The sequence below is a fragment of the Bacillus yunxiaonensis genome, assembly GCF_037104695.1.
GTDB classification, from domain to species: domain Bacteria; phylum Bacillota; class Bacilli; order Bacillales; family Bacillaceae_G; genus Bacillus_A; species Bacillus_A yunxiaonensis.
In genome coordinates this window covers 263002-288668 of sequence record NZ_JBAWSV010000004.1, presented here as the reverse complement: position 1 = coordinate 288668, position 25667 = coordinate 263002, and the positions used below count along the sequence as shown (strand labels likewise).

27 protein-coding genes and 1 riboswitch are annotated in these 25667 nt (G+C 34.7%); of the genes, 4 read left to right on the top strand and 23 right to left on the bottom strand.

Translation table 11 applies throughout. From position 1 onward, the window contains the following. Positions 1 to 2 precede the first annotated feature (2 nt). Entirely contained in the window at positions 3 to 602 is a 600-nt protein-coding gene (locus WAX78_RS13575; protein WP_336482790.1) for a YphA family membrane protein, read from the bottom strand. Between the two features lie 116 nt (positions 603 to 718). Here WAX78_RS13575 and WAX78_RS13570 point away from each other — a divergent pair, with 116 nt between their 5' ends. Next, complete coding sequence (locus tag WAX78_RS13570) at positions 719 to 853, top strand: YpzI family protein (protein ID WP_098309423.1); 135 nt, start codon at positions 719 to 721, stop codon at positions 851 to 853. A gap of 54 nt (positions 854 to 907) precedes the next feature. Here WAX78_RS13570 and WAX78_RS13565 read toward each other — a convergent pair whose 3' ends face one another. The 8 genes from WAX78_RS13565 to WAX78_RS13530 form a co-directional block, all read right to left on the bottom strand. Beyond that, on the bottom strand, positions 908 to 3472 hold the full coding sequence (locus WAX78_RS13565; RefSeq protein WP_336482789.1) for a LuxR C-terminal-related transcriptional regulator: 2565 nt from the start codon (positions 3470 to 3472) through the stop codon (positions 908 to 910). Between the two features lie 64 nt (positions 3473 to 3536). Then, positions 3537 to 4523, bottom strand: coding sequence for an ABC transporter permease (locus WAX78_RS13560; protein WP_336482788.1), 987 nt, complete (start codon positions 4521 to 4523; stop codon positions 3537 to 3539). Then, a complete protein-coding gene (locus tag WAX78_RS13555; protein ID WP_336483022.1) occupies positions 4520 to 5266 on the bottom strand; it encodes an ABC transporter permease in 747 nt (248 codons plus the stop codon). Before WAX78_RS13555 ends, WAX78_RS13560 begins: the two co-directional genes overlap by 4 nt. A gap of 8 nt (positions 5267 to 5274) precedes the next feature. Further along, on the bottom strand, positions 5275 to 6213 hold the full coding sequence (locus tag WAX78_RS13550; protein ID WP_336482787.1) for an ABC transporter ATP-binding protein: 939 nt from the start codon (positions 6211 to 6213) through the stop codon (positions 5275 to 5277). Positions 6214 to 6382: 169 nt separating this feature from the next. After that, on the bottom strand, positions 6383 to 7432 hold the full coding sequence (gene fni, locus WAX78_RS13545) for a type 2 isopentenyl-diphosphate Delta-isomerase (RefSeq protein ID WP_336482786.1): 1050 nt from the start codon (positions 7430 to 7432) through the stop codon (positions 6383 to 6385). Positions 7433 to 7444: 12 nt separating this feature from the next. After that, positions 7445 to 8593, bottom strand: coding sequence for a 30S ribosomal protein S1 (rpsA, locus tag WAX78_RS13540; protein WP_336482784.1), 1149 nt, complete (start codon positions 8591 to 8593; stop codon positions 7445 to 7447). Between the two features lie 215 nt (positions 8594 to 8808). After that, positions 8809 to 9486: a (d)CMP kinase gene (cmk, locus tag WAX78_RS13535; RefSeq protein WP_336482783.1), complete on the bottom strand. Its 678-nt coding sequence runs from the start codon at positions 9484 to 9486 to the stop codon at positions 8809 to 8811. A gap of 222 nt (positions 9487 to 9708) precedes the next feature. After that, the gene (locus WAX78_RS13530) at positions 9709 to 9882 is read right to left on the bottom strand and encodes a DUF5359 family protein (protein ID WP_336482782.1); all 174 of its coding nucleotides are present in this window, start codon (positions 9880 to 9882) and stop codon (positions 9709 to 9711) included. A gap of 417 nt (positions 9883 to 10299) precedes the next feature. Between WAX78_RS13530 and WAX78_RS13525 the strand changes: the two genes are divergently transcribed. Then, complete coding sequence (locus WAX78_RS13525) at positions 10300 to 11271, top strand: asparaginase (protein ID WP_336482781.1); 972 nt, start codon at positions 10300 to 10302, stop codon at positions 11269 to 11271. A gap of 88 nt (positions 11272 to 11359) precedes the next feature. Here the strand turns inward: WAX78_RS13525 and WAX78_RS13520 are convergent, their stop codons facing one another. From WAX78_RS13520 to WAX78_RS13470, 11 genes are all read right to left on the bottom strand, one after another. Continuing rightward, a complete protein-coding gene (locus WAX78_RS13520; protein WP_336482780.1) occupies positions 11360 to 12340 on the bottom strand; it encodes a YpdA family putative bacillithiol disulfide reductase in 981 nt (326 codons plus the stop codon). 119 nt (positions 12341 to 12459) lie between these two features. After that, entirely contained in the window at positions 12460 to 12990 is a 531-nt protein-coding gene (locus WAX78_RS13515) for a peptidoglycan recognition protein family protein (protein WP_336482779.1), read from the bottom strand. Between the two features lie 82 nt (positions 12991 to 13072). Beyond that, the gene (locus WAX78_RS13510; RefSeq protein ID WP_336483021.1) at positions 13073 to 13306 is read right to left on the bottom strand and encodes a DUF3961 domain-containing protein; all 234 of its coding nucleotides are present in this window, start codon (positions 13304 to 13306) and stop codon (positions 13073 to 13075) included. A 663-nt stretch (positions 13307 to 13969) separates the two neighbouring features. Next, positions 13970 to 15253: an NAD-specific glutamate dehydrogenase gene (gene gudB / locus WAX78_RS13505; protein ID WP_336482778.1), complete on the bottom strand. Its 1284-nt coding sequence runs from the start codon at positions 15251 to 15253 to the stop codon at positions 13970 to 13972. Between the two features lie 244 nt (positions 15254 to 15497). Next, on the bottom strand, positions 15498 to 16103 hold the full coding sequence (locus tag WAX78_RS13500) for a genetic competence negative regulator (protein WP_336482777.1): 606 nt from the start codon (positions 16101 to 16103) through the stop codon (positions 15498 to 15500). A gap of 83 nt (positions 16104 to 16186) precedes the next feature. Next, positions 16187 to 17077, bottom strand: a complete 891-nt coding sequence (locus WAX78_RS13495; RefSeq protein ID WP_336482776.1) for a MerR family transcriptional regulator — start codon at positions 17075 to 17077, stop codon at positions 16187 to 16189. A 26-nt stretch (positions 17078 to 17103) separates the two neighbouring features. Beyond that, complete coding sequence (locus WAX78_RS13490) at positions 17104 to 17880, bottom strand: metallophosphoesterase (RefSeq protein WP_336482775.1); 777 nt, start codon at positions 17878 to 17880, stop codon at positions 17104 to 17106. A 151-nt stretch (positions 17881 to 18031) separates the two neighbouring features. Next, positions 18032 to 18514, bottom strand: coding sequence for a LysM peptidoglycan-binding domain-containing protein (locus WAX78_RS13485; protein ID WP_336482774.1), 483 nt, complete (start codon positions 18512 to 18514; stop codon positions 18032 to 18034). Next, positions 18489 to 19103 carry a CPBP family intramembrane glutamic endopeptidase gene (locus tag WAX78_RS13480; RefSeq protein ID WP_413789196.1) on the bottom strand — a complete coding sequence of 205 codons (615 nt, stop codon included), beginning with the start codon at positions 19101 to 19103 and terminating at the stop codon, positions 18489 to 18491. The genes WAX78_RS13485 and WAX78_RS13480 overlap by 26 nt, the downstream gene beginning before the upstream one ends. After that, positions 19100 to 20626: a RecQ family ATP-dependent DNA helicase gene (locus tag WAX78_RS13475; RefSeq protein WP_336482772.1), complete on the bottom strand. Its 1527-nt coding sequence runs from the start codon at positions 20624 to 20626 to the stop codon at positions 19100 to 19102. Before WAX78_RS13475 ends, WAX78_RS13480 begins: the two co-directional genes overlap by 4 nt. Continuing rightward, positions 20616 to 21677: a YpbB family protein gene (locus WAX78_RS13470; RefSeq protein WP_336482771.1), complete on the bottom strand. Its 1062-nt coding sequence runs from the start codon at positions 21675 to 21677 to the stop codon at positions 20616 to 20618. The genes WAX78_RS13475 and WAX78_RS13470 overlap by 11 nt, the downstream gene beginning before the upstream one ends. A 232-nt stretch (positions 21678 to 21909) precedes the next feature. Here WAX78_RS13470 and WAX78_RS13465 point away from each other — a divergent pair, with 232 nt between their 5' ends. After that, positions 21910 to 22158: a ferredoxin gene (locus WAX78_RS13465; protein ID WP_336482770.1), complete on the top strand. Its 249-nt coding sequence runs from the start codon at positions 21910 to 21912 to the stop codon at positions 22156 to 22158. Positions 22159 to 22359: 201 nt separating this feature from the next. Here the strand turns inward: WAX78_RS13465 and WAX78_RS13460 are convergent, their stop codons facing one another. After that, a complete protein-coding gene (locus WAX78_RS13460) occupies positions 22360 to 22938 on the bottom strand; it encodes an ECF transporter S component (protein ID WP_336482769.1) in 579 nt (192 codons plus the stop codon). Between the two features lie 166 nt (positions 22939 to 23104). Next, a riboswitch (FMN riboswitch) is annotated at positions 23105 to 23241 on the bottom strand. A gap of 243 nt (positions 23242 to 23484) precedes the next feature. Between WAX78_RS13460 and WAX78_RS13455 the strand changes: the two genes are divergently transcribed. Next, a complete protein-coding gene (locus WAX78_RS13455) occupies positions 23485 to 24168 on the top strand; it encodes a hypothetical protein (protein ID WP_336482768.1) in 684 nt (227 codons plus the stop codon). 32 nt (positions 24169 to 24200) lie between these two features. Here the strand turns inward: WAX78_RS13455 and WAX78_RS13450 are convergent, their stop codons facing one another. After that, positions 24201 to 24815, bottom strand: coding sequence for a peptidoglycan DD-metalloendopeptidase family protein (locus WAX78_RS13450; RefSeq protein ID WP_336482767.1), 615 nt, complete (start codon positions 24813 to 24815; stop codon positions 24201 to 24203). An 86-nt stretch (positions 24816 to 24901) separates the two neighbouring features. Further along, a complete protein-coding gene (locus tag WAX78_RS13445) occupies positions 24902 to 25483 on the bottom strand; it encodes a cob(I)yrinic acid a,c-diamide adenosyltransferase (RefSeq protein ID WP_336482766.1) in 582 nt (193 codons plus the stop codon). Positions 25484 to 25667: the final 184 nt, after the last annotated feature.

Genomic DNA, 25667 nt, shown 5'->3' with positions numbered 1-25667 from the left:
AACTACCCTTGTCCCTCCTTCACTTGTTTTTGCTTAAATTGTCCTGTGTATGTCATTATTTTTCCAACGCCATATAGAAGACTAAAGAACATTGTGGACACAGCAATCATATTAAAAAACTGCAGGCTCCCCAGTTGATATGGAAAATTGAAGTTCTTTAAAACAAAAGCTACAAATACCTCACCTTGCAAAGCCCCTACATATAATCCCCATATGCGTAACAGACGATCTCGATGCAATAAAATAGATGTATAAACGAGAATACCACTTAACATCCATGTACGATTTATAACAATCCAAATTGGATCGTATAATTCTATTAATGAAAAACTTGTATATAGCATTGCAATTATAAGCGCACAAAGTAAAGTATAGATTTTTTTCCATACTGAATATAATGCAATTCCAGTAAATGAAATTCCGCCCAGCAAAAGAGCATTTGCTGAGATTGTGAAAGAAGAAATTGAAATTATTGTTTGCGAACAACTAATAAATAGTAAAATGGCAACACTAACATAAAGTCTAAACGTATCATTTTTCAAAAAAAATGTTGCAACAATCCATCCCATCCACGCTAAAAAATAAAAATAACTTCCTTCCAAGTTATCACCTCCTATTATTTCCATTATGGGAACTTTTCATGAAAAATAATCCTGTTTTACAGCTGCATATTTTTAAAAATAACAGCAACACTTTGTACTAAGGAGGTGGGGACACCATGGGTAAAGATCGACAAGAAAAAAAATTAAAACAATCGCGACGTGTAGAATCTGACCGCAGTCAGTCACTACAATATCCGGGCGCAACAGGATTCGATACACCAGAGCAAGCACGAAAACAAAATCAACATTAAAACAAAAACAGCCAACGCGATGTTGGCTGTTACTTTATTTTCATATATTAACACTTACTTTATAATCCCTTCTTCTGTCGCTTTCTTTATTGCTTCAACGCGATTGGATACATGAAGTTTTGAATAAATATTAATAATGTGCGTCTTAACTGTCGAAATAGATATGCACAACTGTTCACCAATTTTCTTATTTGACGCCCCAGTCGCAAGAACCTTCAGTACTTCTAATTCTCTATTACTTAAAATAAAATTCTCCTTATCATGATTTCCTAACTGTAATAACGTGTTTAAAAACTTCCTCTCTCTCTCATTTAAATCTTGCAATCGTTCTTCTTTTAATAACAACAACAATGTTTGAATTTGTTTATCTGTCCTTGTATAAGGTAATAAAATGTGATTTTCATAACTATAATGAACTGCTTCTCGTAATAAATTTAAAAGCTCTCGCTTATGCTTTTGCATGTCATTTCCTAAGATAAGAACTTTTAATAATAACGCTTCTATTAATAGTACTTTCATTTTATGTTTCCTTGTAAATTCTGCAATTTCATCAAGTAACTGTAACGATTCTTGTATGTTTCCTTTCTGCAATAAAATCTGAGCATATAATATTTTATCTTCATTTCGTAGTTTCTTTTTTTCTTTTTTTTGTTGATACATGACAGCAAATTGATCTAGTTGCTGCACATATTCTTCATCAACATGGATTGCATATTTTAGTAAGGAAGATATAAACAGCTCATTTTGATATGCATCAAATGTTTGTAACTTTTGAATCGTTTCTTTCGCTTGCCGCTTATCACCTTTTAGAAATTGAAGTTCCATTACATTATATAAATAAGCTTTTCCTAAAGCAGCTTCGTCACCTTGTACATGTTGTAGTGATTTTTCAGCCTTCTCCAATTGTAAACGCTTTAAATAAATACCCGTAATTCCAATATGACAAGTTACTGTGAGAGCTGATAAAAATGAATGTTGTTCAATCACCTCAAAAAGCTGATTATATAACCTCTCACACTCTTTTAAATCTCCTAATTCCTCTTTAATCTGACATAAAGAACTTAAAATGCCCATTTTGACATATGGATTTTTCATTCTCTTCTCAAGCATAGACGCTTTATCAAGCACATATAGTGCATCCTTGATTCGCTCCTGAAACCACAGAAAAAATGATAATTCTACATAAATAATCGCCTTGGTTACATCACTTATATCCATGTCTTCAATTTCATTTATAAACAAAACATCCAATTGTAAATTTTCTTCCTCAATTAAAGCCTTGCAAAATTCGAATACCTTCCAAGGATGATGACCACTTTCCCCTTCGTACACGATATTTAATATTTCTGTGCACTGCTCAAACTCCATATTACAATAATGGTAAAAAATGAGTTGAAACGCCATCTCTTTATTTTGCACAATACACGTTAACGGAATATGTCGCAAATAGCTCCATCCCTGTGGATTTTGCCCATGGTTTTCAATTTTTCTCAAAGCAGCCTCATAACATTGCATCTCTAATAATTGTTTTATACATTCCTCAAAATCACCGGATCGTTCGTACACTTCTGCCGCTCGTAAACGTAGCTCTTTTTGCACACCTATTTCTAACTGTCCAAAACAATGTTGTAAAAACTGTTGAAAAATAGCGTGATAACGATATATTCCTCTATCCTCATCAATATTAATCATAAATAAATGTTTTTGAAATAAGCGTATAATCATCTCTTTTGTATCTTTTTTTCCCAACAATTCATCACAAATTTCCTCATTAAAATAACTTAAAATAGATGTTTTTACGAGAAAATCTTGCTCTTCTTCTTCCAGTGCCTCTAGAATCTCTTTCGATAAATAAGCAATCATATATTTATTCAACACTTTCATATTCTGCATACAATCATTTTTATGATAAGAGCGTGCAAGAGCAATTAACTGAAGACCACCAATCCATCCTTCCGCCAGCATGTTCATATCATGAACTACTTCATGTTTCAGATCCATCTTCAATGTATATCTAATAAATTGAAAGCCTTCATCTGCTGAGAACCTTAGTTCTTCTTCTCCAATTTCTAATAATCTTCCTGAAATAAGAAAATCCCCTACATAAAAATTAGGTTCTTCTCTCGTTAATAAAACAATATGAATATTTTCTGAGGAATGCTTCAAAAGATATTCCATTGTCTTATTAACATCAACATCCGTTATATAATGGAAATCATCAATAACAATCGTAATATCATCTTTTGTACTTAATATATTAATCAAAGCAACAATTATACGTTTCATATCATCCTTATGCATAATCATATGAAATAAAGAAAAAATCTCTTCTATTTCCTTTATATATACCCGCAAGCTTTCTAACATATAGTACCAAAAAGAAAATACATTATTATTCTCTTTATCTAGAGTAATCCACACAATTGCAACCTCTGGATTTTCTTTTACAAATGAAGATAGTATAGTAGTTTTCCCACTACCAGCCGAACCTTTTACAACTACAAGTTTATAATCGTGCAGTATTTCTAATTTTTTTAGCAGTTTCTCTCTACGAACATAATTTTTCCGAGGTGTTGGAGTCATTAATTTTGTAGAAATGATGTGAACTTCTCTCTTCATTTCATCACCTTATCATTTGCTTTATGCATTTTATTTCCATTTTATATGGTTCGCATAGCAAATATCAATATCTCCCTTCCTGGACTCGTTTTTTACAAATGATTATACTTAACACAAAAAATAGCAGGACAACAAAACATATATACGTAATTGCTCCTCCATACCGTGCTACATTATAGCCATTTTCAACTCCATCAATAAACGAAAGATACTGTTTTTGCGGCAAAATCCGCACAAACCAATCAACTATCCCGTCATTTTGTTTTAAACCAAAAAAGGATCCTGACAGAATAGAAGTAAAAACAATAATAGAAGAAGATAACATCATTGTATTATCAGTAGTTTCTATAATTGTACTCATAAATAACGCAAAAGATGTTGCAATCATAACAAGGATAGCCAATAAATAACTATATTCTAAAAAACTGAATCCTATATCTACCTGAAACATTACCTTTTCGACTATTAAAATGAGAAAGGTTGGAACATATACAATAAGAAATGTAAAAAGATACTGAGCAAATAAATAATTACTAATACGTATAGGAGAAGATACAATACGGGTAAAGGTACGATTTTCCTTATCTTCTGTAAAAAAACTCATAAACATAATACTCTCTAATAATACAAACATACAAAGATAACCTAAAATATTCGTACCTACTTTTCTCAGTTCGTCTTGGTGAAACGAACCAATGCTTTTTTGTTGAAATACCATCTCGACTTTTTCTTTGAAATTATGTTCTTTAAGTGTCTTTACCTCTATTTGTCCGTTCTCTTTCGGAATAACTGCTGCATCATATTTTTTCATTACAAATTCAGACATACTTGGAATATTATTTGTGTTTTTAATATTAAACCCTTCTACATGTATATTACTCCTACCCTCTTGTGTTACATAAGCGATATTCCCTTTCATTTCAAATTTGGAAGTAAAGAAAATAGCAAGTGATATAGAAATAAACGTAAGGAGGATTGTTAACAATATATAATTCTTTTTACTAATAGCTCGCCGGATATTATGACGAAAAACAATAAAAATCTCGTTCATACATAATCCTCCACCTTAAATAGAAATTTACAACCAACTAACCCAAAACAAGTTAACACAATTAACACACTTCCTGTTGTGAGAAAAAAGCTAAAATCTTGATCATATATAATCTTCATTACACATTCTATAACCCATTTTACCGGTGAAATATACGATATTGTTCGAACGGTGTCCCCGAGTCCATCGAGAGAAAAGAATACTCCTCCTAAAATTGCAAAAGCGTTATTTAACAAACTTAATATTTTATTCGTTACTTCTTCACTTTTAAACATACAGCAAAATAATACGCCGATAACCGCTGATAAAAAATTAAATAACAACACGATTATAATGACATAGCCAACATTCTTTCCCCCAAATGTTACATGCAGACCTATATGAGCCACATACATGACAAACAAATAGCAAACAGACGTAAAAGTAAATGTAGCCAAAATTTTTGACAAATATAGATAAGAAAGATGAATCGGACTATACATAACTCGTAAATTACTATTTTTTAGTCTTTTTTCCATAAAGCTATTAGAGGCAGTCATAGACACATTCAAAATACCATATATCAAAATCGTAACACCGTAATAATCATAAGAGGTAATACCACTTTCTCCATAACTCCCATTACTTAAATAGCCAAAAATCAATATAAACAAAATTGGAGAAATTGTATTCGTTAGTAAAAGGACTGGATTCATAACAATATTAACTACATCACGTTTATATAACACAAAGAAGCTCATCATTTTCACCTTCAATCTCTTAATTTTCTTCCCGTTAACTGTAAAAATACTGTTTCTAAACTTGCACTTTCACTCATAATATTTTTCACTTTCATTCCTTCATTTACAAGAAGTGTAATAATTTTATCCAAATTTTCCACACCTTTTAATACTACAACTTCTATTATTCCATCTTTTATTGTTACTTCTTTCATCCCTTCAATTTTAAAAAAATTTTCTTCTACACCTGCTGTTATATGTTCACATTCTATGAAATAACGTTCTTCATCTGCAATATGTTTCTTAAGCGCTTCTTTTGTTCCTTCTGCAATAATCTCACCATGATCCATAATGATAATTCTTGTTGATATCTCTTCTACCTCTTCCATATAATGCGTTGTATAGATGATTGTAGATCCTTGTTCTTGTAATTGTTTGATTGACTGTAAAATATGATTTCGAGATTGCGGATCAATCCCAACTGTCGGTTCATCCATAATAATAACTTTTGGTTTATGTGCAATCGCACATGCTATATTAAGCCTTCTTTTCATTCCACCTGAAAAAGTTTTCGGTTTTTCATTTTTCTTATCAAGCAGTCCAACAAATTGCAATGCTTCATCTACAGCTTGTTGCAATTGCGTTCCTTTCAAACCGTAAAGGGCAGCAAAAAACGCTACATTTTGTTCCGCCGATACTTCTTCATAAATCGCTAAATCCTGCGGCACAATACCGAGGTTTCGCTTTACATATCGTGCATGTTTTTTTACATGTTTTCCTTCAAACAAAATTTCTCCTCCATCGTACTGTAAAATGGTCGACAAAATATGAATAGTCGTACTTTTCCCAGCGCCATTTGGCCCAAGGAAACATAAAATTTCTCCCTCTCTTACATCGAATGAAATACCATTTAATGCTTTATAATGTGCATAACATTTTTCTAACGCTCTCACTTCAATTAACTTTTTCATATCATCCGCTCCTTTCTTCCTCATTGTATGAATTTTATAAACAAAAAAAATCAACCGAATGGTTGATTCATTCGGTTGATTTTTATCTCGCTATTCGTGGATAATAGGCCTCCTACTGATGGAAACTTCATCTTAACTCCATCAAAGGATTTCCTAAGATGCATTTCATTTAGCGCCTACTATATACTGTTGTATCAATCCCACGCTGGGTAAGCCAATGGTATGTCTCACCACTAATAACAATTGGCACTCGTTGAAGCTCAGCGATTGTTCGCACCCCCAGCGCTGTCATGATAAACTGTAAATCTGTATGTAATAATTCTATTTCTTCTATTAATTTCTCAATACCTTCATTCATCAGTATTCGTAAAAAATGGCCAGCAAACGCCACAGCCGATGCTCCTAATGCTAAAGATTTCGCTACATCAAGTGCTGTTTGAATACCACCTGATGCAATAATAGAGAGGTTTTTTTGTGTAGAGGATGCTTCAATTAAAGATGAAACAGTCGGAATGCCCCACTCATTGAAATAAGAAAGCATTCTCTGCCTTCTTTCATTTTCAACCGTAGCAAAGTTTGTGCCGCCATAACCACCAATATCTATAGTAGAAATACCAACACCGGCTAAATTCTCTACTGTTTCTTTACTCATGCCAAAACCAACTTCTTTTACTATAACAGGAACAGAAGAATACTTTACAATTTGTTCGATTCTCTCTAATGCACCTGTAAAGTCTCTATCTCCTTCTGGCATTGTCAATTCTTGAATGACGTTCAAATGAATTTGCAACGCATTTGCTTCAAGCATATCAACAGCTCGCTGCGCTTGTTCTACTGTTGCTTCGCTTCCTAAGTTTGCGATAACAATTCCATTCGGATTCACTTTTCTCACAATTTTATAAGATGCAGCTTCATTCGGATCTTTTAAAGCTGCCATTTGCGAACCAACAGCCATCGCAAGCTGATGTTGATGCGCTACCTGGGCTAGTTGTTCGTTAATATGTAGTGTGTGCTCTCCACCACCACCAGTCATCGCATTGATAAAAATCGGCGAACTTAAAGAAAGTTCGCCGATTCCTGTTTGAAATGATATACTTTCATAACTTATATTTGGTAAACTTTGATGAACAAAAGCAATGTCACGAAAGCCATGTGCACGAGACTGTCCGGTAGAAAGAGCATACTCAATATGTTCTAATTTACGCTTTGCTCTTACCACACGTATCCCTCATTATTTCTTTAATTTTTTTAGCTGTTCTCCAATAATATCACTTAATTGAAATGTTGCAGAATCAGAAGATGGTTCATATTTACTGTAATCTTCTGTTACATTATTTTCTTCAAGCGCTTCTTTTATACTTAAGGAAATACGCTTTTCATCTGAATGAACTTCTAACACCTTTACTTTTACGTCTTGTCCGATTGCTAGTACTTCATTCGGATTTTTCACATGACGATTTGCAATTTGCGAGACATGTACAAGGCCTTCTACACCAGGAAGAATCTCAACGAATGCCCCGAAAGTAACAAGACGTTTTACTTTCCCATCTAATATATCGCCTGCTTTTACTTGATTTGCAACATTCCCCCAAGGTCCTGGCTGTGCTGCTTTAATAGATAGAGAAATACGCTGTGTATCAGCATCAACAGATAAAACTTTTACTTTTACGGTTTGTCCCACTGTTAATACATCGGATGGTTGTTCTACACGATCATGAGAGATTTGTGAAATATGAACTAATCCATCCACACCACCAACATTTACAAACGCTCCAAAATCAGTTAAACGTTGTACCGTTCCTTCTACAATATCGCCTTCTTTTAAAGAAGAAACCGCTGCTTTTTTCTTCATTTCTAACTCTTGTTCCACCACTGCCTTATGAGAAAGAATAACACGATTTTTCTCACGATCTAATTCTACAATTTTTACTGCCAATGTTTTCTCTTTATAATCAGTAAAATCTTCAACGTAATGTACTTCTACAAGTGAAGCTGGAATAAAACCACGCACACCAAGGTCAACAACTAGACCTCCGTTAACGATATCTTTGATTGTTACATCAAATACTTCACCTGATGTAAATTTCCCTTGTAATACTTCCCATGCTTTTTCTGCATCTACAGCACGCTTAGATAACACTAAATCATCATCTTCTAATTTAATTACTTTTAACTCAAGAGTTTGTTCTACTTCTACAACATCGCCTGCTTTTTCAATATGGACATTCGCCAATTCACTAATTGGAATGACGCCATCAGTTTTGTACCCGACATTCACAAATACTTGCTTGTCTTCGACTTTTGTTACTGTACCTGTAACAATATCACCTACTTGTAACGCCTTTGTGTTCACAACTTCTTCATTCATTTTTTCTACCATGGAAATACCTCCCTACTGAAATGGCAAAGCATCTTTATGTATATACGAAATGGAAACAATAGCTTCCATTTGCATGTATGTAAAATATTTAGAAAATACCCTCTTTTACTAACTTCTAACAAATCGGCAAATTTGTCAAGAAAATTGTCTCATTAATTAACAAGAAGAATCGTATGTTTTAAGAAAAAAATAAGGAAAGAGGATAACCTCTTCCCTTATTTTGCGAACGTTTCCGATACAATATCCATAATCTTTTGAACTACTTCTTCAATAGACAAAGACGTTGTATCTAATTCCGTGGCATCTTCGGCTTTCTTTAACGGAGATACTTCACGTTCAGAATCTAATTTATCACGGCGTGCAATTTCTTCTTTTAGTTGTTCTAAATTAGAAGAAAATCCTTTTTGTGTGTTTTCTAAATGTCTTCTCTCTGCTCGTTCATCAACAGAAGCTAACATAAAAATTTTCACTTCCGCATTCGGTAATACGTGCGTTCCAATATCACGTCCATCCATAACAACGCCGCCTTTTTCTGCTAGCGCTTGTTGACGACGCACCATTTCTTCACGAACAAGGCGATGTCTTGCCACAATTGATACACGATTTGTTACGTCTGGTGTACGAATCACTTCTGACACATCTTGCCCATTTAAAAAGACAAGTTGTACATTTTCTCCATGTTGAAATTTAATATCTATATTTTTTATGACTTCCATTAACTTTTCTTCATTCTCAATATCAACACCTTGCTGCAGTGCCGCATACGTTACTGTGCGATACATTGCACCCGTATCAATATAAACATAAGAAAGTTTTTTAGCAACAATTTTGGCAACCGTACTTTTACCTGCAGCTGCAGGACCATCAATTGCAATCGAAATTCGTTTGTCCATTGTAACACCCCATTTTTCACTTATAAAAACAGAAGGAAAAGCAGGTACGCCTCCCCTGCTTCTCTCATAATCGTTTCACTTTACATTAACAGGCAGTAAGAGCCTGATTGATTGAACGATCGAAGTGGAAAAAAATTCTCCTACTAATAATCGTTTCAATTTATTCCGTTTCAAGTCCTCAACTATTGTAGCATAATCCTTCTTAGAAGCAAATGAAAAAAGCTATTCATTCACCTCTAAAATTTTTGTCATAACCCCTTTTGTTACCCCTTCATAATATACCACTTTCGATAAATATTTCGCTATATGTTCTTGGGTTAAAAGTAATTGGACAATACATAAACAAAGACATTGTCCAATAAGGATACGAATTAAGATCTTTTCTATTTTCTTCAAATTCCACATCTCCTTTTACTTATTATCTCGCTACTTTTCGTCGGTAAAACTCTCACTTCAAGATTTTGAGAAAACAAAGCAGATAGGTCATAAATAACTGCTGACATACGTTCGAATGGCGAGAGTTTTCCATTAGTGAAGAAGGCCGCTTCCAACTCACAAAAATTTCATTTTATCCCGTACTAAAAGGCACCCGAAGATTATGAAGAACAAGAGGATATATGGGAGATGGCTGCTTGTATGAGCTTGACTAGTTCAACTAACCAACCGCCAGGGATGACCCCCCAACTATCAGAAATTTCACTTTATTTCTATTGTGATAATCTCTTATAAGTTTTATACTTTTTCATTGTCGGATTCGGTCAAATCATGTTATGTTCTTAATGTATTTTCATTGATTGGAGAGGGGTAAAGGCATTGAAAAAAATTCTTGTTTTACACACAGGTGGAACAATTGCGATGGAAGAAGATAAAGAAACTGGAGTTGTTCAACCAGGTGCGCAAAATCCACTTTTAAAATTTATTCCAAATTTAGAAGAAGATATCGATTTAATTGTTGAAGATGTCTTTCATCTTCCGTCTCCTCACATGACACCAAATGAAATGCTGCAATTGCAAGTCATGATTGACGAGAAGGTTAAGAACGATAACGTGCAAGGGGTTGTCATCACACACGGAACAGATACATTGGAAGAAACAGCTTATTTCCTTGACTTAACTGTACAAGCTGATGTACCAATTGTCGTGACAGGAGCAATGCGTTCCAGTAATGAATTAGGTGCTGATGGTTTATATAACTTTTTGTCAGCTGTTAAAGTTGCTAGTAGTGAAGAAGCAAAAGGAAAAGGTGTCCTTGTCGTATTAAATGATGAAATTCACTGTGCAACGAATGTGACAAAAACACATACAAGTAACGTGGCAACATTCCAAAGTCCGCAATATGGTCCAATTGGCATGGTAACGAAGCGCGGTGTTGTCTTTCACCAAGCATTAGTACATTATGAAAAATATGCGGTTACACAAATTACAAAAAACATTGTTATATTAAAGGCGTATGCAGGTATGGATGATACGTTATTATCTGCAATCGAGCAGCTTCCCGTTGACGGAATTATCATCGAAGCACTTGGACAAGGAAACTTACCGCCACGCACACTTCCTGCACTGCAACGTTTAATAAATAAAGGCATTCCAGTTGTTCTTGTTTCCCGCTGCTTCAACGGAATTGTTCAAGATGTATATTCTTATGAGGGTGGCGGCAAACATTTGAAAAACATGGGCATCATCTTCACATATGGTTTAAATGCTCAAAAAGCACGTATTAAGTTGCTCGTTGGACTAGAAGTAACAAATGAACAAGCGAAGATTCAAGCTATGTTTAGACATTAAAATACGATTGCAACAAAAAAAACACCTTCGTCTAATTCTTAACGTTAAAATTAGACGAAGGTGTTTTCATTATTCTATTAACAAATCTTTACTGTTCTCGCTCTACAATGGTTTTCGCAATCGCGTCTCCATGAAATCGACCATTTTCTATAAAAATTTCATTCGCATTATTGCCAGCAGCAATTACACCAGCAATAAAAATCCCTTCGACATTCGTTTCCATCGTTTCCTCTTTATAAAGAGGTCTTCCTGTTCCAGAATCAATTTCCACACCCATTTTTGTTAAAAAACTATGATCTGGATGATAACCTGTCATCGCAAATACAAAATCATTTGGAATCGTATATTCTTCGTTTCCTACCGTATATGTGACTGTATATTCTGTAACTTCTCTTACATGTGCACCAAATTCCATTTTTATCGTACCTTGTCGAACTAACGCTTCAAATTCTGGTAAAATCCACGGTTTAACACTTGGAGAATATACTTGACCTCGATATAAGACTGTCACACGCGCTCCGCATTTCACAAGCTCTAATGCGGCATCTACACTTGAATTTTTCCCTCCAATTACTACAACATCACGATCAAAATAAGGATGTCCTTCTTTGAAATAATGCGCTACTTTTTTTAACTCTTCTCCCGGTACATTCATATAATTAGGATTATCATAATATCCAGTTGCGATAATGATGTATTTTGCTTTATATTTCTCTTGTTCACCATCACTCTTTACTGTTTGAACAAAAAAGAAACCCTCTTCTTTCTTTACTTCTTCCACCCGTTCAAACGCGTTCACACGTACATGTTTCCGTTTTACTACTTCACGATAATACGCTAATGCTTGATTCCGGACAGGCTTACGATTTTCTGTAATAAAGGCAACTCCACCAATTTCTAGCTTTTCACTAGAAGAAAAAAACGTTTGGTGCGTTGGATAATTATAGATTGCATTAACAATATTTCCTTTTTCAATTACAAGTGGATTAATCCCAACATTTTGCAGAGCAATCGCTGCTGCTAATCCACATGGTCCGCCTCCGATAATAATCGCTGTTTCCTTTTGCATATAAGGCTCAACTCCTAGTCTTCTGCTCTATCTATCCAAATAAAAAATTACAAAACAAGAAAAAACCTACTTTTAGCAGTAGGCACCTATCTTTATTGTATTCATTTTTCATATATTTGTCATCTATACGATACGTACATACGATAGACGTCCGCTAAAAATTGTCGAAAAGGTATACCTTGATTACTTAATACATGTTCCGGATCAATTTTACGAGCAGGATCAAGCTTCTTATGCGAAACAATATCTGTCTTTGGATTTAAGCCAAAATTATGGCACAAATATGCATGATACCAAGTAAAACGCGTATATGCATTCCAAAAATTTATATTTCCACCATAGCAAAGTTCAACACCAATTGCTGCACTATTAGCATTGTAACCATATATATCATTATCTGTCGGAACATTGTACCGAACATGATAGGCTACCTCATTAATCGGAATAATCTCTAGTATAGTTTTATCATCAATAAATGTATGAGCTGAAGCTTTTGGTTGCACATCATTAAAGTAGTCTCGATTTCCAATTGCATTACTGCCTGGATTTCCTGTATCATGACTGACAATAAAACGAACTTTTGAAAGTCGAATGCCAGGCCGAGAGCCTCCATGTTTAATATAATTTCGCTGTATAGGAAACTTCGCCATTCACATCATCTCCGCTCTAATAAAATTATCTTTCTAATCTTATATGTATTCAGATGATGTGTCCCTATCGCAAACATTATTATCAAAACAGAAAATCCATCATATTTGAAACAAATATCATAAATAATAGCATACTTATTGCCACCGTATAAAAACCATAAAACCAAATTTCATCTTGTTTCGTTTCTAAACCAAAAAAACGATTCACTCTATGTAAGAAAGAAGAGCGTTTCACATGCTTCTTACGTAAAACTTCAACTCGCTCCATTACATGTATTGGCATCATAAAACGTTGTTCTGCAGTCGTCTTCATTATAATCTCTCCTTTATCTGATTGGCGAGAGCTTCCCATCAATAAAGGATGAAGAAACTCCCTACTAATGAGAAGTTCACTTTATTTCGTTTCCATTTTTTCCATCTAAGGAGAGTATAGCACAAATGTTCTATTAGAACAAGTGTTCCTTTAATGTTTTTTACAAACTCATATAATTCATAAGCAATACAACTAATGCCCTGCAAATGCGATGACCGGTCCTTAATTAATAATTAATCGGACTTTTCTGGGCAATTTATCCCCACCTAACTTCTATGCTTTCACTATATTTTAAGGTGGGGATATCACTGCCCGTTATACCCTAGGTAGATGCTTCCCATCGTATCTGAACAAGCCTTGTCTTGTCCGATTGTTTTTCTTCTAATCTCTGTTCTAATTCATCCACTCGCTGCATCGGATCAATTCACACCTTCTATTCCCATTCCCCTTTCCTCAACCTTACCCAGCCATGTGCAGGCAGTAAGCCTTCCATTCAAAATCCAGCGAAAACAAAGGAGATGAGCTAGTCTGCGCTCGAGTGGTAAGAGCTTTCCACTAAGGAGAAAGAAACCTGATGGAAATTTCATTCTATCTTACAATATAATTACAACAAAAAACCGCAACTTCCTTTACAGGAAATTGCGGTCTGCTTTATCAATAATCGGTTTATACCCAACCTCTGAAGCGGCTTGCTTCTGCCATTTTACGAACACCAACCATATAAGCTGCTAAACGCATATTCACTTTGCGAACTTGCGCTGTTTCGTAAATAGAATCAAATGAGCTTACCATTACTTTTTCTAAACGAGCTTCTACTTCTTCTTCAGTCCAGTAGTAACCTTGATTATTTTGTACCCATTCAAAGTAAGAAACTGTTACGCCACCAGCACTTGCTAATACGTCTGGAACAAGTAAAATGCCACGCTCTGTTAAAATTTTTGTTGCTTCTAACGTTGTAGGGCCATTCGCTGCTTCTACAACAATTTTCGCTTTAATATCCGCTGCATTTTCTTCTGTAATTTGATTTTCAATTGCAGCTGGTACTAAAATATCACAATCTAGTTCTAATAATTCTTTATTTGAAATTGTATTATTAAACAATTTTGTTACAGTACCAAAGCTATCACGACGGTCTAATAAGTAATCGATGTCTAAGCCATTTGGATCATGAAGTGCACCGTAAGCATCGGAAATTGCAATTACCTTCGCTCCTGCATCGTGCATAAACTTCGCTAAGAAGCTACCTGCATTTCCGAACCCTTGTACAACAACGCGTGCACCTTTAATATCAATACCACGTTTTTTCGCTGCTTCGCGAATACAAATTGTTACACCTTTTGCAGTCGCTGTTTCACGGCCATGAGATCCACCTAATACAAGCGGCTTTCCTGTGATAAATCCAGGTGAGTTAAATTCGTCAATACGGCTATATTCATCCATCATCCATGCCATAATTTGTGAATTTGTAAATACATCTGGAGCTGGAATATCTTTCGTTGGACCTACGATTTGGCTAATTGCTCTTACATAGCCACGGCTTAATCTTTCTAGCTCTCGGAAAGACATTTCACGTGGATCACAAATGATACCACCTTTACCTCCACCATACGGTAAATCAACAATACCACATTTTAAGCTCATCCAAATCGAAAGTGCCTTTACTTCATTTTCCGTTACATTTGGATGAAAGCGGATACCACCTTTTGTTGGACCAACAGCATCGTTATGTTGAGCACGATATCCTGTAAATATTTTAACAGTTCCATCATCCATACGAACTGGGATCTTCACTGTCATCATACGAATTGGTTCTTTAAGTAATTCATATACCTCGTTCGGATAACCCAATTTCTCTAGGGCTTCTTTAATAACAATTTGCGTCGAATTCAATAATTCAAAATGTTGTTCTCTTTGTTGTGTTTGTGTTTGAGCTCCCTTTTCGGCTACCATAGTAAGTAAACCCCCTGTAATTTCACTTGTTTAGTAAACCTTCATTGCCTAGTATACACTCTTAAAATAGGAATGCAAGAGAAAACGCTAACAAATATATACAAACCTTTTTATCGCTTGCAAACGTTTTCAATATCATTATAGTCCTTTTATTCTTTTTAGCAAGGCGAAATACTTAAAAAACTATTATTTTTTCATATAATATATAAATATTTTATATAAGGAAAAACCTCAACTATATCACCTAGCTGAGGTTTTCTTTTATGATAAAATATTTATATATTTGCTCGATTGCCTCATTCGCCATAAGTTCTTTTCCATATTCCATCATTCGATAAATTGTAATTGTGGAGGGGCTACCAAACTCTGCTAAAATGGCAATCATATTTTCTTTCAATAACGTAGTAGAATCCTCTTCTAACCATAAATAAAAACGATTTTGCCACGTATAAAGCTTTCCACCTGTTACTCCGAGACTATATAAACGGCCCGCTAATGCAATTACATCCTCCAATGAAGTAAATTCGTATAGTATATGTTCGCTCTCATCAAGAGTAACTTGCATTTCAATGAATTCATCTTGAAATTCCTCTTCCGTATCTGACTCCTGATTCTCTTTCGTAACTATAACAACCATACCTTGGGCTTGTAACGAAAACACCTCTACCGCAATTGGACCATCTGCTTCAAAGCCGAGCTCTTTATTCGCTTCTTGCATCATATCTCGAAACAGTTGTTGTACTTTCGGCGCATTTTTCCATAAATCTTCCTTTGTAAGTCCACGTTCTGACAAATCGTCGAACGTCAGAAAGATTTTAATTTTATTATAATTTAAACGTTCCAACCTCATCCCGTAACCTCCTTACGCAACCGTTGCATTTAATTTTTATTATATGAAACAGAAAATAGATGGTTCTTTCCGAACAACCATTCTCACATTTTTAACCATTCATCCCATTCTTCTTTCGTATGCCCAACAAACCAGTTACGAGCCTCTTTGTTTTCTTCATTAGAAAATTCAAAAGCAAAACCACTAAGCCCAATACAAAGGTTTGCATATTGTTCATGTAATCTCTTTGCAAGCTGAACACTTGCCGTTACATTTTCTTTTATTGTACAAGAAATAAACAAGATTTTAGGATTTACTTTTTTGATTACATCATCAATATCAATTTCTTCTATGCCTGTCCCAATATAGGTTACTGGATAACCTTTCCGGCGCAAATATGTTGTAAAAATAAATAATTCAAGTTCACATAATTCTCCGGGAGCGCATATAGAAACTACCTTTGGTAGTCCTGTATTAATCGGCATACTATGATAAATCACTCCGATACGCGAGCGTAAAAATGAAGTCGCATACCGTTCCTCTGCACTTGTTATTTTTTCATTCAAGCGCATATCTCTTAACCTTACAAGCAATTTTACTAATACATCTGTAATCACTTTATTTATAGAAAAAATACTAAAAGCTTCATCCAGTAACTCAAGAGCTTGTATTTCATCAAATTTTAACAAAGAATAAAGGATATCGTCTACTAAAAGTTCTACTTTATTATATTCTATTTCTGATAAATTGTGATTTTGTAATTGGTTATTTTCTAATAAACTAACCGCTTGTCCAATGGTAAATCCTTGATTCACTTTGTTAATAAGCCATTTTAATATTTGGACATGTTCTTCTGTATATAATCGATGCCCAACATTATTACGTTTCGGTGCAATGACTTGATACCGTCTTTCCCAAGCTCGCAATGTTCCCGGGTGTATACCAAGCATATTTGAAACCAATTTAATGTTATATTTACCTATTGAACTTGGCATATCTCTTCCCACCTTAAAAAACAACGTCAATCTTTTCTTTGTAATGTAATCAAATGAGTTTGTGCAGGAGCACGAAAACGCATTGGCACAAGTGTTGTTCCATAGCCATTACTTACAAATAAAGTCGTCTGTGGATATTCATAAATTCCACCTTTCAAAAAACGTGTAGCATGAAATAACCGAATTTGTCCACCGTGTGTGTGACCACTTAATACACAGGAAATATTTTCTGTTCCATTTAATTTATATATGATATCAGGATTATGACTCACAAGAATACGAAATCCCTCTTCTTCACAATCTGCTAACGCTAAATCTAAACGATCACGTTTCAAACCTACATCGTCAACACCTAATAACCATATTTTTTCTCCAGCCTCTGATTCAAATAAAATTCCTGTATTGTCTAAAATTTTCACTCCATTTTGAAGAAGCAACGCATCTAATTCATGAAAATCAATTTCGTAGTCATTATTCCCCCAAACAAAATACACTTGTCCTATTTCATTTAACCTTTTAATATTATCAACTACTCGTGCTAGCGGTACCCCTTGTTCAGCTAAATCTCCACCTATAATAACGAGATCTACCTTCCCTTTCACTTGTTGTATTAAGGATTTAGAAATTGTTCTTCTGTGAATATCAGAAATAAAAAAAATTCGTACTTCTCCAAAACTCATTGGAAACTCCGCAAATGATACGGTGTGTTCTAACAATGTATCACGCATCGCTTCTCTATACATCATAACGAAGCACACAATCACAATGCATAATATGAAACAACCTAGTAATCCCCATGTCATACACTTTCCCCATCTTTCCTCTTAACAAAATCTAACCACATAATAACACATCACCTCAGCAAGTGAAGAAAAACCCTCTACTTCTGTAGAAGGTTTTTCTTGATCCCGCTATTCGCGGGCAGTAAGCTGTACCAATGATGGAAGGTTCACTTTATTTTTTCTGTTCTGGTTCTGGCTTCTTCGGAATTTTTAGCACTTGCCCTGGTTCTAACTCTTCTGGTACTTCATTATATTTCTTTATAATCGCTATCCCATCTTCATTCGGAAAATATTTCTTTGCAATATTTTCGAGCGTTTCTCCCTCTTTCACTGTGTGAAATTGAAAGGTCTTTGCTGATGAATTCGATTCATTATTTTTCTTTTTTGAATCAAAAAAAATAACTTCAAATGCACTTTTTTCAGAATTAGCACTTGAGTCTGCTTTCTTCCCCTCAATGTAACGCTCCGTATACCACAAAATACCAATCGGAAGAAGAATAAATAATAATGTTAAAATTCGAACAAAAAAGTGCTTTATTTTAAATTTTGATTTTTTCTTGTCTTTATGAACTTCACTACGTGGCGGTAAACCCTCTCCTTCTTTTTCCGTTGACTCTTTCATGTTCTCTTCAAACTCTGTTGTCTGCTTCGCCATATCGGTCACCACCACCTTCTACTTGCTTTCTTAATTGCAATCCCATTATGAAATCGACTAAAAAATGCGCAAAAATCGTAATCAGTAAATTACCAGTCCATTGAAACACATAACCAAATACACTACTAATCATCAATACAAAACAAAATAGAAACGGCTTAGTAATATAACGAATATGTAAAACTGCAAATATTATACTCGCAAACATTAAGCCAAAATATGTTTGTATCACACCACGAAATAGAAACTCTTCTGCTATTCCAATTAAAAGGGTAACTGCAAACACCTGGAAAACAGACATTCCTTGAAACATACGATCATTAATCCCGCCATCATCGAACCATGATTCGGGCAAAAGATTCATCGCAATATAATCAAGTAAAACAATCATACAAGCTACTCCGCCACCTATTAGAAGAATAGGTATAAAATCCCATTTCCATAAATCTAGAAATGCATCTATACTCGGAAATAATATATAAGCTAACAAGGCTCCAATACATAGAATAATCGCTTGCGTAATATATAAATTAAGTCGGATTTCTTTTAGACTCATGTCTTCAATACTTTTCTTGCGTATATCCATCATTCCTCCATTCTGAATCCGAAGAGCAATTGTAACTCCGTTTCCCAATTATAGTCGAAAACAGGTTGCCTTGCTTGCCTTTTTTTATAATCTTCTATATAAATTCCGCAATAATCACAGCAATTTTTTGGCTGCGTTTCCTTTACATATCCAAACTGGGAAAGAATCGCTTCTCTTTTGCAATCTGTTCGTCGCATCCATTCTTTCATCGTCTCTAGTTGACCGTATTTATTATAAAGCCGAGCTTTCACTTCTGTAATTAACTTTTGCTCTGCTTCATCTGACAAAGACTCAATCATCAATTGCCTATGTTGTATGATATCCATCTTTTCAAAATGATATCGAATAAATCGCCAATGTTGTTCACTCAATCCCGCTGTATTATAACAAATTTCTTCTACCCCTTCTAACGGTAATACTTGAGCCTGAGCCACTGTTTCTCGTAATAAAGAAAATAAGAAGCGAATTTGTTGTTCATTTGGTAATTCGTCTTCAATAATGGAGATTGGCAATTCATGATCAAGTGGACTACATAACAAAATGGCAATGCTTGGTTCTCCATCTCGACCTGCCCGTCCAATTTCTTGCAAATAAGACTCTATATTTGTCGGATAATGAAAATGAATAATATAACGCGTGTTTTGCTTATTGACTCCCATACCAAATGCGCTTGTACACACAACAAGTTGAAGTTGATCGTTCATAAACTGTTGCTGAATTAACATCCGTTCTTCATGCTCCATTCCGCCGTGATAATGCGCAACATCTTCGATACCTTCACTGCGTAGATACGCTGCAAGACGTTCAGTCCAAGCTCTACTTGAACAATAAATAATACCAGGACCTTGCAAATATTTCACATGAGATAACAGTACTTCTTTTTTCTCTTGAATGGTTTGTACAAATTCTATTTTCATAGCAATATTAGGACGATCAATCGAATATAAATGCTGCCTCACATCTTTCAAGTTTAAACTTTCAATAATATCTTGTAGTACTTCTTTCGTAGCAGTAGCTGTTAAAGCAAGAACCGTGGGATAGCCCATCGATGCAATAACTTGATCTAACTTTTTATAATCTGTTCGAAAATCATATCCCCATTGAGAAATACAATGCGCTTCGTCTACAACAAATAAAGAGATATGAATTTTTCTTAATTCTTTTAGAAACACATCTGATTGCAGCATTTCAGGAGATACGAATACAAATTTATAGGAATGCAATCGCCGCATAGCTTCTTTTTTCTCTGCCATTGTTCGAAAGCTGTTAAAGGCAATAACTTGATTTTTCACCATGTATTTTAACTGTGTAACTTGATCTTCCATTAATGACAATAGCGGTGAAACAATGAGTACCGTTCCATTTTGTATCAACCCTGGAAGTTGATAACAGAGCGATTTTCCCCCTCCAGTTGGCAGCATCGCTACAACAGAATTTCCATTTAATAAGTCTGCAATGACTTCCTTTTGCCCTGGCCGAAATGTCCTGTATCCAAACCACTGATATAAAATATCTTCAAGCTTCATGTAATCCCCCTACTCGCGCTAATACAAGACGAATTTCAAAATAGGAAACATGCTCCCCAGCAGTTTGCTTTAAAACTCGCAGCTTCCGCGTTTGCAACTCCTCAATCATTTTCTGTATTTGTTTCATTTTTTCTTTTTCTATAAATTGCTCCACCTGAAATTCTTTTTCACGCAATGCAATTTCTACAATATGATCCTCAATTGTCGCAAGTTTTAATTTTCTTATCCTAGAAATTTCCTCCATTGTTCGTCCTTGCTTCCATAGTTGATATGTTTTTTGTGTTGATATACTAAATAAATCTGCTTTTTCATTCGGATACGCAATAATTTGTGCCAATAACGGAAACTTCTGCTGTTGATTTTGTACATATTGAATGGTGAAATGAATCGTTCCCCAAAATAAAAGATATACTCGAAACGCATCTTGTTTCACCATATCTCCAAGTTGATCTGTTGTATAACCAATACGGTGGTATCCTGTTAAACGATATACGAAAATGGTTGCTTCTAGAGAGGTAGCATACATTAATATTTCATTTATTTCTTTATATAGCTGTTCCGCTAGTTGTCCTCTCGAAACAGAAGAGTTCATAATAAATTGTTTTACCCACATCGTGATTTCTGTATCTTGCTGAATTGGAAGGAACTTTACATATTTCTGTTGCAAATTAGATACAGTTTGCACAATCAAAGATAGCCTTTTCCAAAAACTCTCTCCAAGTTCGCCGTATTGCAAACCGTGTAAATATTTCGGGAAAGAAAAGAGTTCTTCCCATTCGTTTACTTGCTTCTCTCCCATTTCAGATAAAATGTAAGTATTTTCATGCACACATGTAATAAATTGCTTGTTTAATAACGCTTCAATCTGTTTATCATAATCATGTCGTCTTAAAGATTTATATACACTAAACAAAAAGGAAAGATGAAACATATTCCCATCTTGCAATGTTTGTGAAGAACGTTTCCCTTTTAAAAGGTGATAAATAGAAGAAACTGTTCGTTCACCTTTTAATTGTTTTAAACAGTATAATACAGTATATTGTAGCTGCAACGCTTCTTCCACCCTTTCAGTCTACTTCTACTTTCATTGTAACAAAATGCATCCTATTTAGATATTTTTAAAATTTTATGTACAACTATAGAAATTAGTTGACATACTCAATTGATAAGAATTATCATTGTAATTTTGTATTGAAAAGTTTCAAAAACCGTTTTACAATAAGGTTATAATTTTTCATCAGTGTTCTTATATACATATACATATTATTTAGGAGGTATACAAAATGGCAAAATACACAATCGTTGACAAAGATACTTGTATTGCATGTGGAGCTTGCGGAGCAGCTGCGCCGGACATTTATGATTACGATGATGAAGGTATTGCATTCGTAACACTAGACGATAACAAAGGTATCGTTGAAATCCCAGATGTATTAATCGATGATATGATGGATGCATTCGAAGGCTGCCCAACTGATTCTATCAAAGTGGCAGATGAAGCATTCGACGGTGACGCGTTAAAATTTGAATAGTCTTATTGTTGACTTAAAAAATACCCTTCAAATAATGAGGGGTATTTTTTTACACTTTATTTTCTTCTATGAAGTGCAACTTTCACTAGTCACTCACCCTAAACTTAATGGTCATTCCCATCAAACAAACTCTTATTGCCCTTTAACGCGAAATAAAAAAGCATCAGCAGAAAAAGCTTCCACTGATGCAAAACCTTCTATTTATGCATTTTTCATTTTCGCAAATACCCATACTTTTAATCGAGAAAATAAAGGAACAAAAATAATTGTTACTATAATTCCTTTAATTATATTAAAAGGTAAAATTCCCGCTACAATTATTTGACGCATTGCACCGTTAGACATAGCAGGTTGACCTAAGAACCAAGTGTAAGCTGGAAAAATGATGAAATAATTTAATACACTCATAATTACTGTCATCACAATTGTTCCGAACATTAATCCTGTTGTTAAACTTTTTACTGTGCGATGCTTACGGAATAAAAGAGATGCCGGAAGAATAAAGAGACATCCAGCCACAAAATTCGCCACTTCTCCTACAGGTACGCCCGTTAAATCTCCTTGAATGCCATAATACAGGACGTTTTTTATCCCTTCTACAATTACACCTGAAATTGGCCCAAACATAATGGCTGCAATTAATGCTGGGATATCACTAAAATCAATTTGCAAAAACGGCGGCAGCCCTGGAAGTGGAAAATCCAGCATCATTAATAAATACGCAATGCTGCTTAGCATCGCCACGCTCATCATTTGTACTACACTCTTCTTTTGTTTCATGTTTCTCTCTCCTTTTCCATCGATCATCTCATGGAAAGTGGAAAGGCTCTGCTATGCCTAAATATATTCTAACATGAAAAAACCCTTCGCGTTCGAAACGCAAAGGGAGAAATTTTAGGCACATTAAAGAGACGTTCAAATATTTATCTTTTTTGAACGCTCGAACCTCCATCTTCTCCCATCCAGACTGTACTGTCGGCTTTGGAATCGCACCAAATCCTGCCTTAACGGCTCGCGGGCTTAGAACAAAAATACATGTTCATCACCGCCGGTCGGGATTTTCACCCTGCCCCGAAGATAGACCGATATTCTATTTTCCACATCATTATACAACAAATTTAAAACAATGTGAATGAAAATGCTTCTTTTCCAATTACTCTTCATAATTGCATGCTATTCTAACAATAAGTAAATAATATGACAAAAAAGAACAAATTTTCGTGTTTGTTCTTTTTTGCTCACAATTCTCTAGTCATTTATACATGAAAGTGATAAGATATGATATTGTTAAGAAAAACAGCATTTTCTTACAGTGGAGGAAATGTCATGAGTAAAGAAAAAAAACTGCCTATTCGAGAAATTATGAAAAAAAATCTTCGCAAAGAATACTTTTATTTAAAAAAGGAATTGCTGTTCTATTGTCCTCTTGACTCAGGTAAATTCTCAAGAGATACATATTATGCTGCTTTTGATAAAGATGGCATTAGTGTATATCAATATGATAAAAAATCAGACAGTAAACTAAGACTTTGCGAAAGACATCCATGGAAAAGCTGGAAAAAAGTCAAAATTGATCATTATTTAACAAAAACTCATTTCGTCTTTCAAGGAGAACGAAATTGGATTCTTTCTCTTTTTCATCAAGGAAAAAAGGCAGAAAAAATTATTCAAACTTATACATCTTTAGAAACAGAGATTGTTTCTAGACCATTTTTAAAAAAACTGCCTGGTTATCGATCTAATACAACATTGAATATGTATATTGGGACCATTTGCTATACTGTACTTATTGCATTTTTATTAAAATTTATCCTCCCATTTCAAATTCAAATTGCTTTGTATTCGCTGTCTCTCGGCTGTATGCTGCTCGGTCTTCTTTGTTTCGTTATCGGTCTTATTGAACCTACTCTTGTGCTATTTAGAACAAAAGAAAAAACACGAGCGAAAGTGTTTTATTATTATAGCTATTTAATCATTACTGGATTTACATGTATCTTTATTTTTTGGTAACAAGCGAAAGAGCTAGTCTTCCTAGCTCTTTTTCAATTAATATGTAATTTTTGCGACGGATAAATCATATCTTTTTGCAAATGATTTTTCACTCTCAATTCTTCAACAGTTGTACCGAACTTCCTAGCAATACTGACCAATGTGTCACCTTTTTGTACGACATATACAGAGGCAGAGGCTACCGTGTTAGGCTTTTCTTGAATTATTTGCAGTGGATCCACTGCATTTGTTTTCGCTATCGTCCAAGCCCCTTTATGAACTTCTAAATGTAAGTGAGCACCATTCGATTGTCCTGTATTTCCTACCTGGCCAATTTTTTGCCCTTGTGAAACTGTATCTCCCTCTCTCACAAGTCGTTTATTCATATGAGCATATACAGCTTCATAATCTTCATGTTTAATAAACACCACATGTCCGTAGCTATCAGAAAAATAAGATCTTGTTACAATACCATCTTGCATAGCTGCTATTGAAGTACCAATCGGTGCAGCAATATCAATACCAAAATGTTTTCCGTTTCTCGTTCCAAAATAATCGCTAATTCTCCCCTCTACTGGCCATGCCCACCGCTTTCCTTCCGCAGCACCTTCTGTTTGTGCAATAAAAAAGGCACAAAAGAAAAGCAAAATGATTTTTAATGCTTTCATTGTAAATCCTCCGTTTTCTAAATAACAACCACACTTTCTCTATTGTGGTTGATTATAGCAAAAAGTATACAAAAAAAAGAAAGAGCCTATTTCTCTTTCTTCTCCTCCTTATCTCGAAATACAATCGCACTTCTTTCATATTCTACATCATTTACATTAGAACGAGCGTTCACAACTCTCGCAACTGCAAATAAATAATCCGATAAGCGATTTACGTATTGCAACACATATTCATTAATCTCCTCTTGTTTCATCAATGAAACAATACAACGTTCTGCTCTTCGTATAACAGTACGAGCAATGTGAATAATAGCTGCACCTTGGCTTCCACCTGGTAAAATAAAACGCTCAAGTGGCGGCGCTTCTTGGATATATATATCAATCCTTTCTTCTAGAAAAGTAATGATATCTTCTTTTACTTTATACGGAATTTTTCTCTTCACAATCGCTAAATCCCCACCACAATCAAACAACTCATGCTGAATTTTTTCAAGTTCTTGGTAAATGTCTTGAAACAATTCACCGTGTAACAATGTCATCGCATGTCCAATAAATGAATTTGCCTCATCAATTGTTCCATATGCCTCTACACGCAAGTTGTCTTTATCTACGCGTCCTCCAATAAGACTTGTTTGTCCCTTATCTCCTGTTTTTGTGTATAGCTTCATATTTTCTCTCCTTATTTCTCTTTTTCATTTTTCTCTTATATTAACATTCCTTTTCGTTTCCATGAAAAAAGCTTATCAAAAAGATAAGCTTAAAAATCCACACATTATTTCATTATATTTATCCCACTATTCACAGGCAGTAAGACCCCACCTCGCGATTCAGAAAAAAGCGAAGAAGATAGGT

Bases quoted from the DNA above. Each gene is read 5' to 3' on its own strand.
- WAX78_RS13570 (WP_098309423.1), top strand. From the start codon at position 719: ATGGGTAAAGATCGACAAGAAAAAAAATTAAAACAATCGCGACGTGTA.
- WAX78_RS13565 (WP_336482789.1), bottom strand. From the start codon at position 3,472: ATGAAGAGAGAAGTTCACATCATTTCTACAAAATTAATGACTCCAACA.
- WAX78_RS13560 (WP_336482788.1), bottom strand. From the start codon at position 4,523: ATGAACGAGATTTTTATTGTTTTTCGTCATAATATCCGGCGAGCTATT.
- WAX78_RS13555 (WP_336483022.1), bottom strand. From the start codon at position 5,266: ATGATGAGCTTCTTTGTGTTATATAAACGTGATGTAGTTAATATTGTT.
- WAX78_RS13550 (WP_336482787.1), bottom strand. From the start codon at position 6,213: ATGAAAAAGTTAATTGAAGTGAGAGCGTTAGAAAAATGTTATGCACAT.
- rpsA (WP_336482784.1), bottom strand. From the start codon at position 8,593: ATGGTAGAAAAAATGAATGAAGAAGTTGTGAACACAAAGGCGTTACAA.
- cmk (WP_336482783.1), bottom strand. From the start codon at position 9,486: ATGGACAAACGAATTTCGATTGCAATTGATGGTCCTGCAGCTGCAGGT.
- WAX78_RS13520 (WP_336482780.1), bottom strand. From the start codon at position 12,340: ATGCAAAAGGAAACAGCGATTATTATCGGAGGCGGACCATGTGGATTA.
- WAX78_RS13515 (WP_336482779.1), bottom strand. From the start codon at position 12,990: ATGGCGAAGTTTCCTATACAGCGAAATTATATTAAACATGGAGGCTCT.
- gudB (WP_336482778.1), bottom strand. From the start codon at position 15,253: ATGGTAGCCGAAAAGGGAGCTCAAACACAAACACAACAAAGAGAACAA.
- WAX78_RS13500 (WP_336482777.1), bottom strand. From the start codon at position 16,103: ATGAGGTTGGAACGTTTAAATTATAATAAAATTAAAATCTTTCTGACG.
- WAX78_RS13495 (WP_336482776.1), bottom strand. From the start codon at position 17,077: ATGCCAAGTTCAATAGGTAAATATAACATTAAATTGGTTTCAAATATG.
- WAX78_RS13490 (WP_336482775.1), bottom strand. From the start codon at position 17,880: ATGACATGGGGATTACTAGGTTGTTTCATATTATGCATTGTGATTGTG.
- WAX78_RS13485 (WP_336482774.1), bottom strand. From the start codon at position 18,514: ATGGCGAAGCAGACAACAGAGTTTGAAGAGAACATGAAAGAGTCAACG.
- WAX78_RS13480 (WP_413789196.1), bottom strand. From the start codon at position 19,103: ATGATGGATATACGCAAGAAAAGTATTGAAGACATGAGTCTAAAAGAA.
- WAX78_RS13475 (WP_336482772.1), bottom strand. From the start codon at position 20,626: ATGAAGCTTGAAGATATTTTATATCAGTGGTTTGGATACAGGACATTT.
- WAX78_RS13465 (WP_336482770.1), top strand. From the start codon at position 21,910: ATGGCAAAATACACAATCGTTGACAAAGATACTTGTATTGCATGTGGA.
- WAX78_RS13460 (WP_336482769.1), bottom strand. From the start codon at position 22,938: ATGAAACAAAAGAAGAGTGTAGTACAAATGATGAGCGTGGCGATGCTA.
- WAX78_RS13455 (WP_336482768.1), top strand. From the start codon at position 23,485: ATGAGTAAAGAAAAAAAACTGCCTATTCGAGAAATTATGAAAAAAAAT.
- WAX78_RS13450 (WP_336482767.1), bottom strand. From the start codon at position 24,815: ATGAAAGCATTAAAAATCATTTTGCTTTTCTTTTGTGCCTTTTTTATT.
- WAX78_RS13445 (WP_336482766.1), bottom strand. From the start codon at position 25,483: ATGAAGCTATACACAAAAACAGGAGATAAGGGACAAACAAGTCTTATT.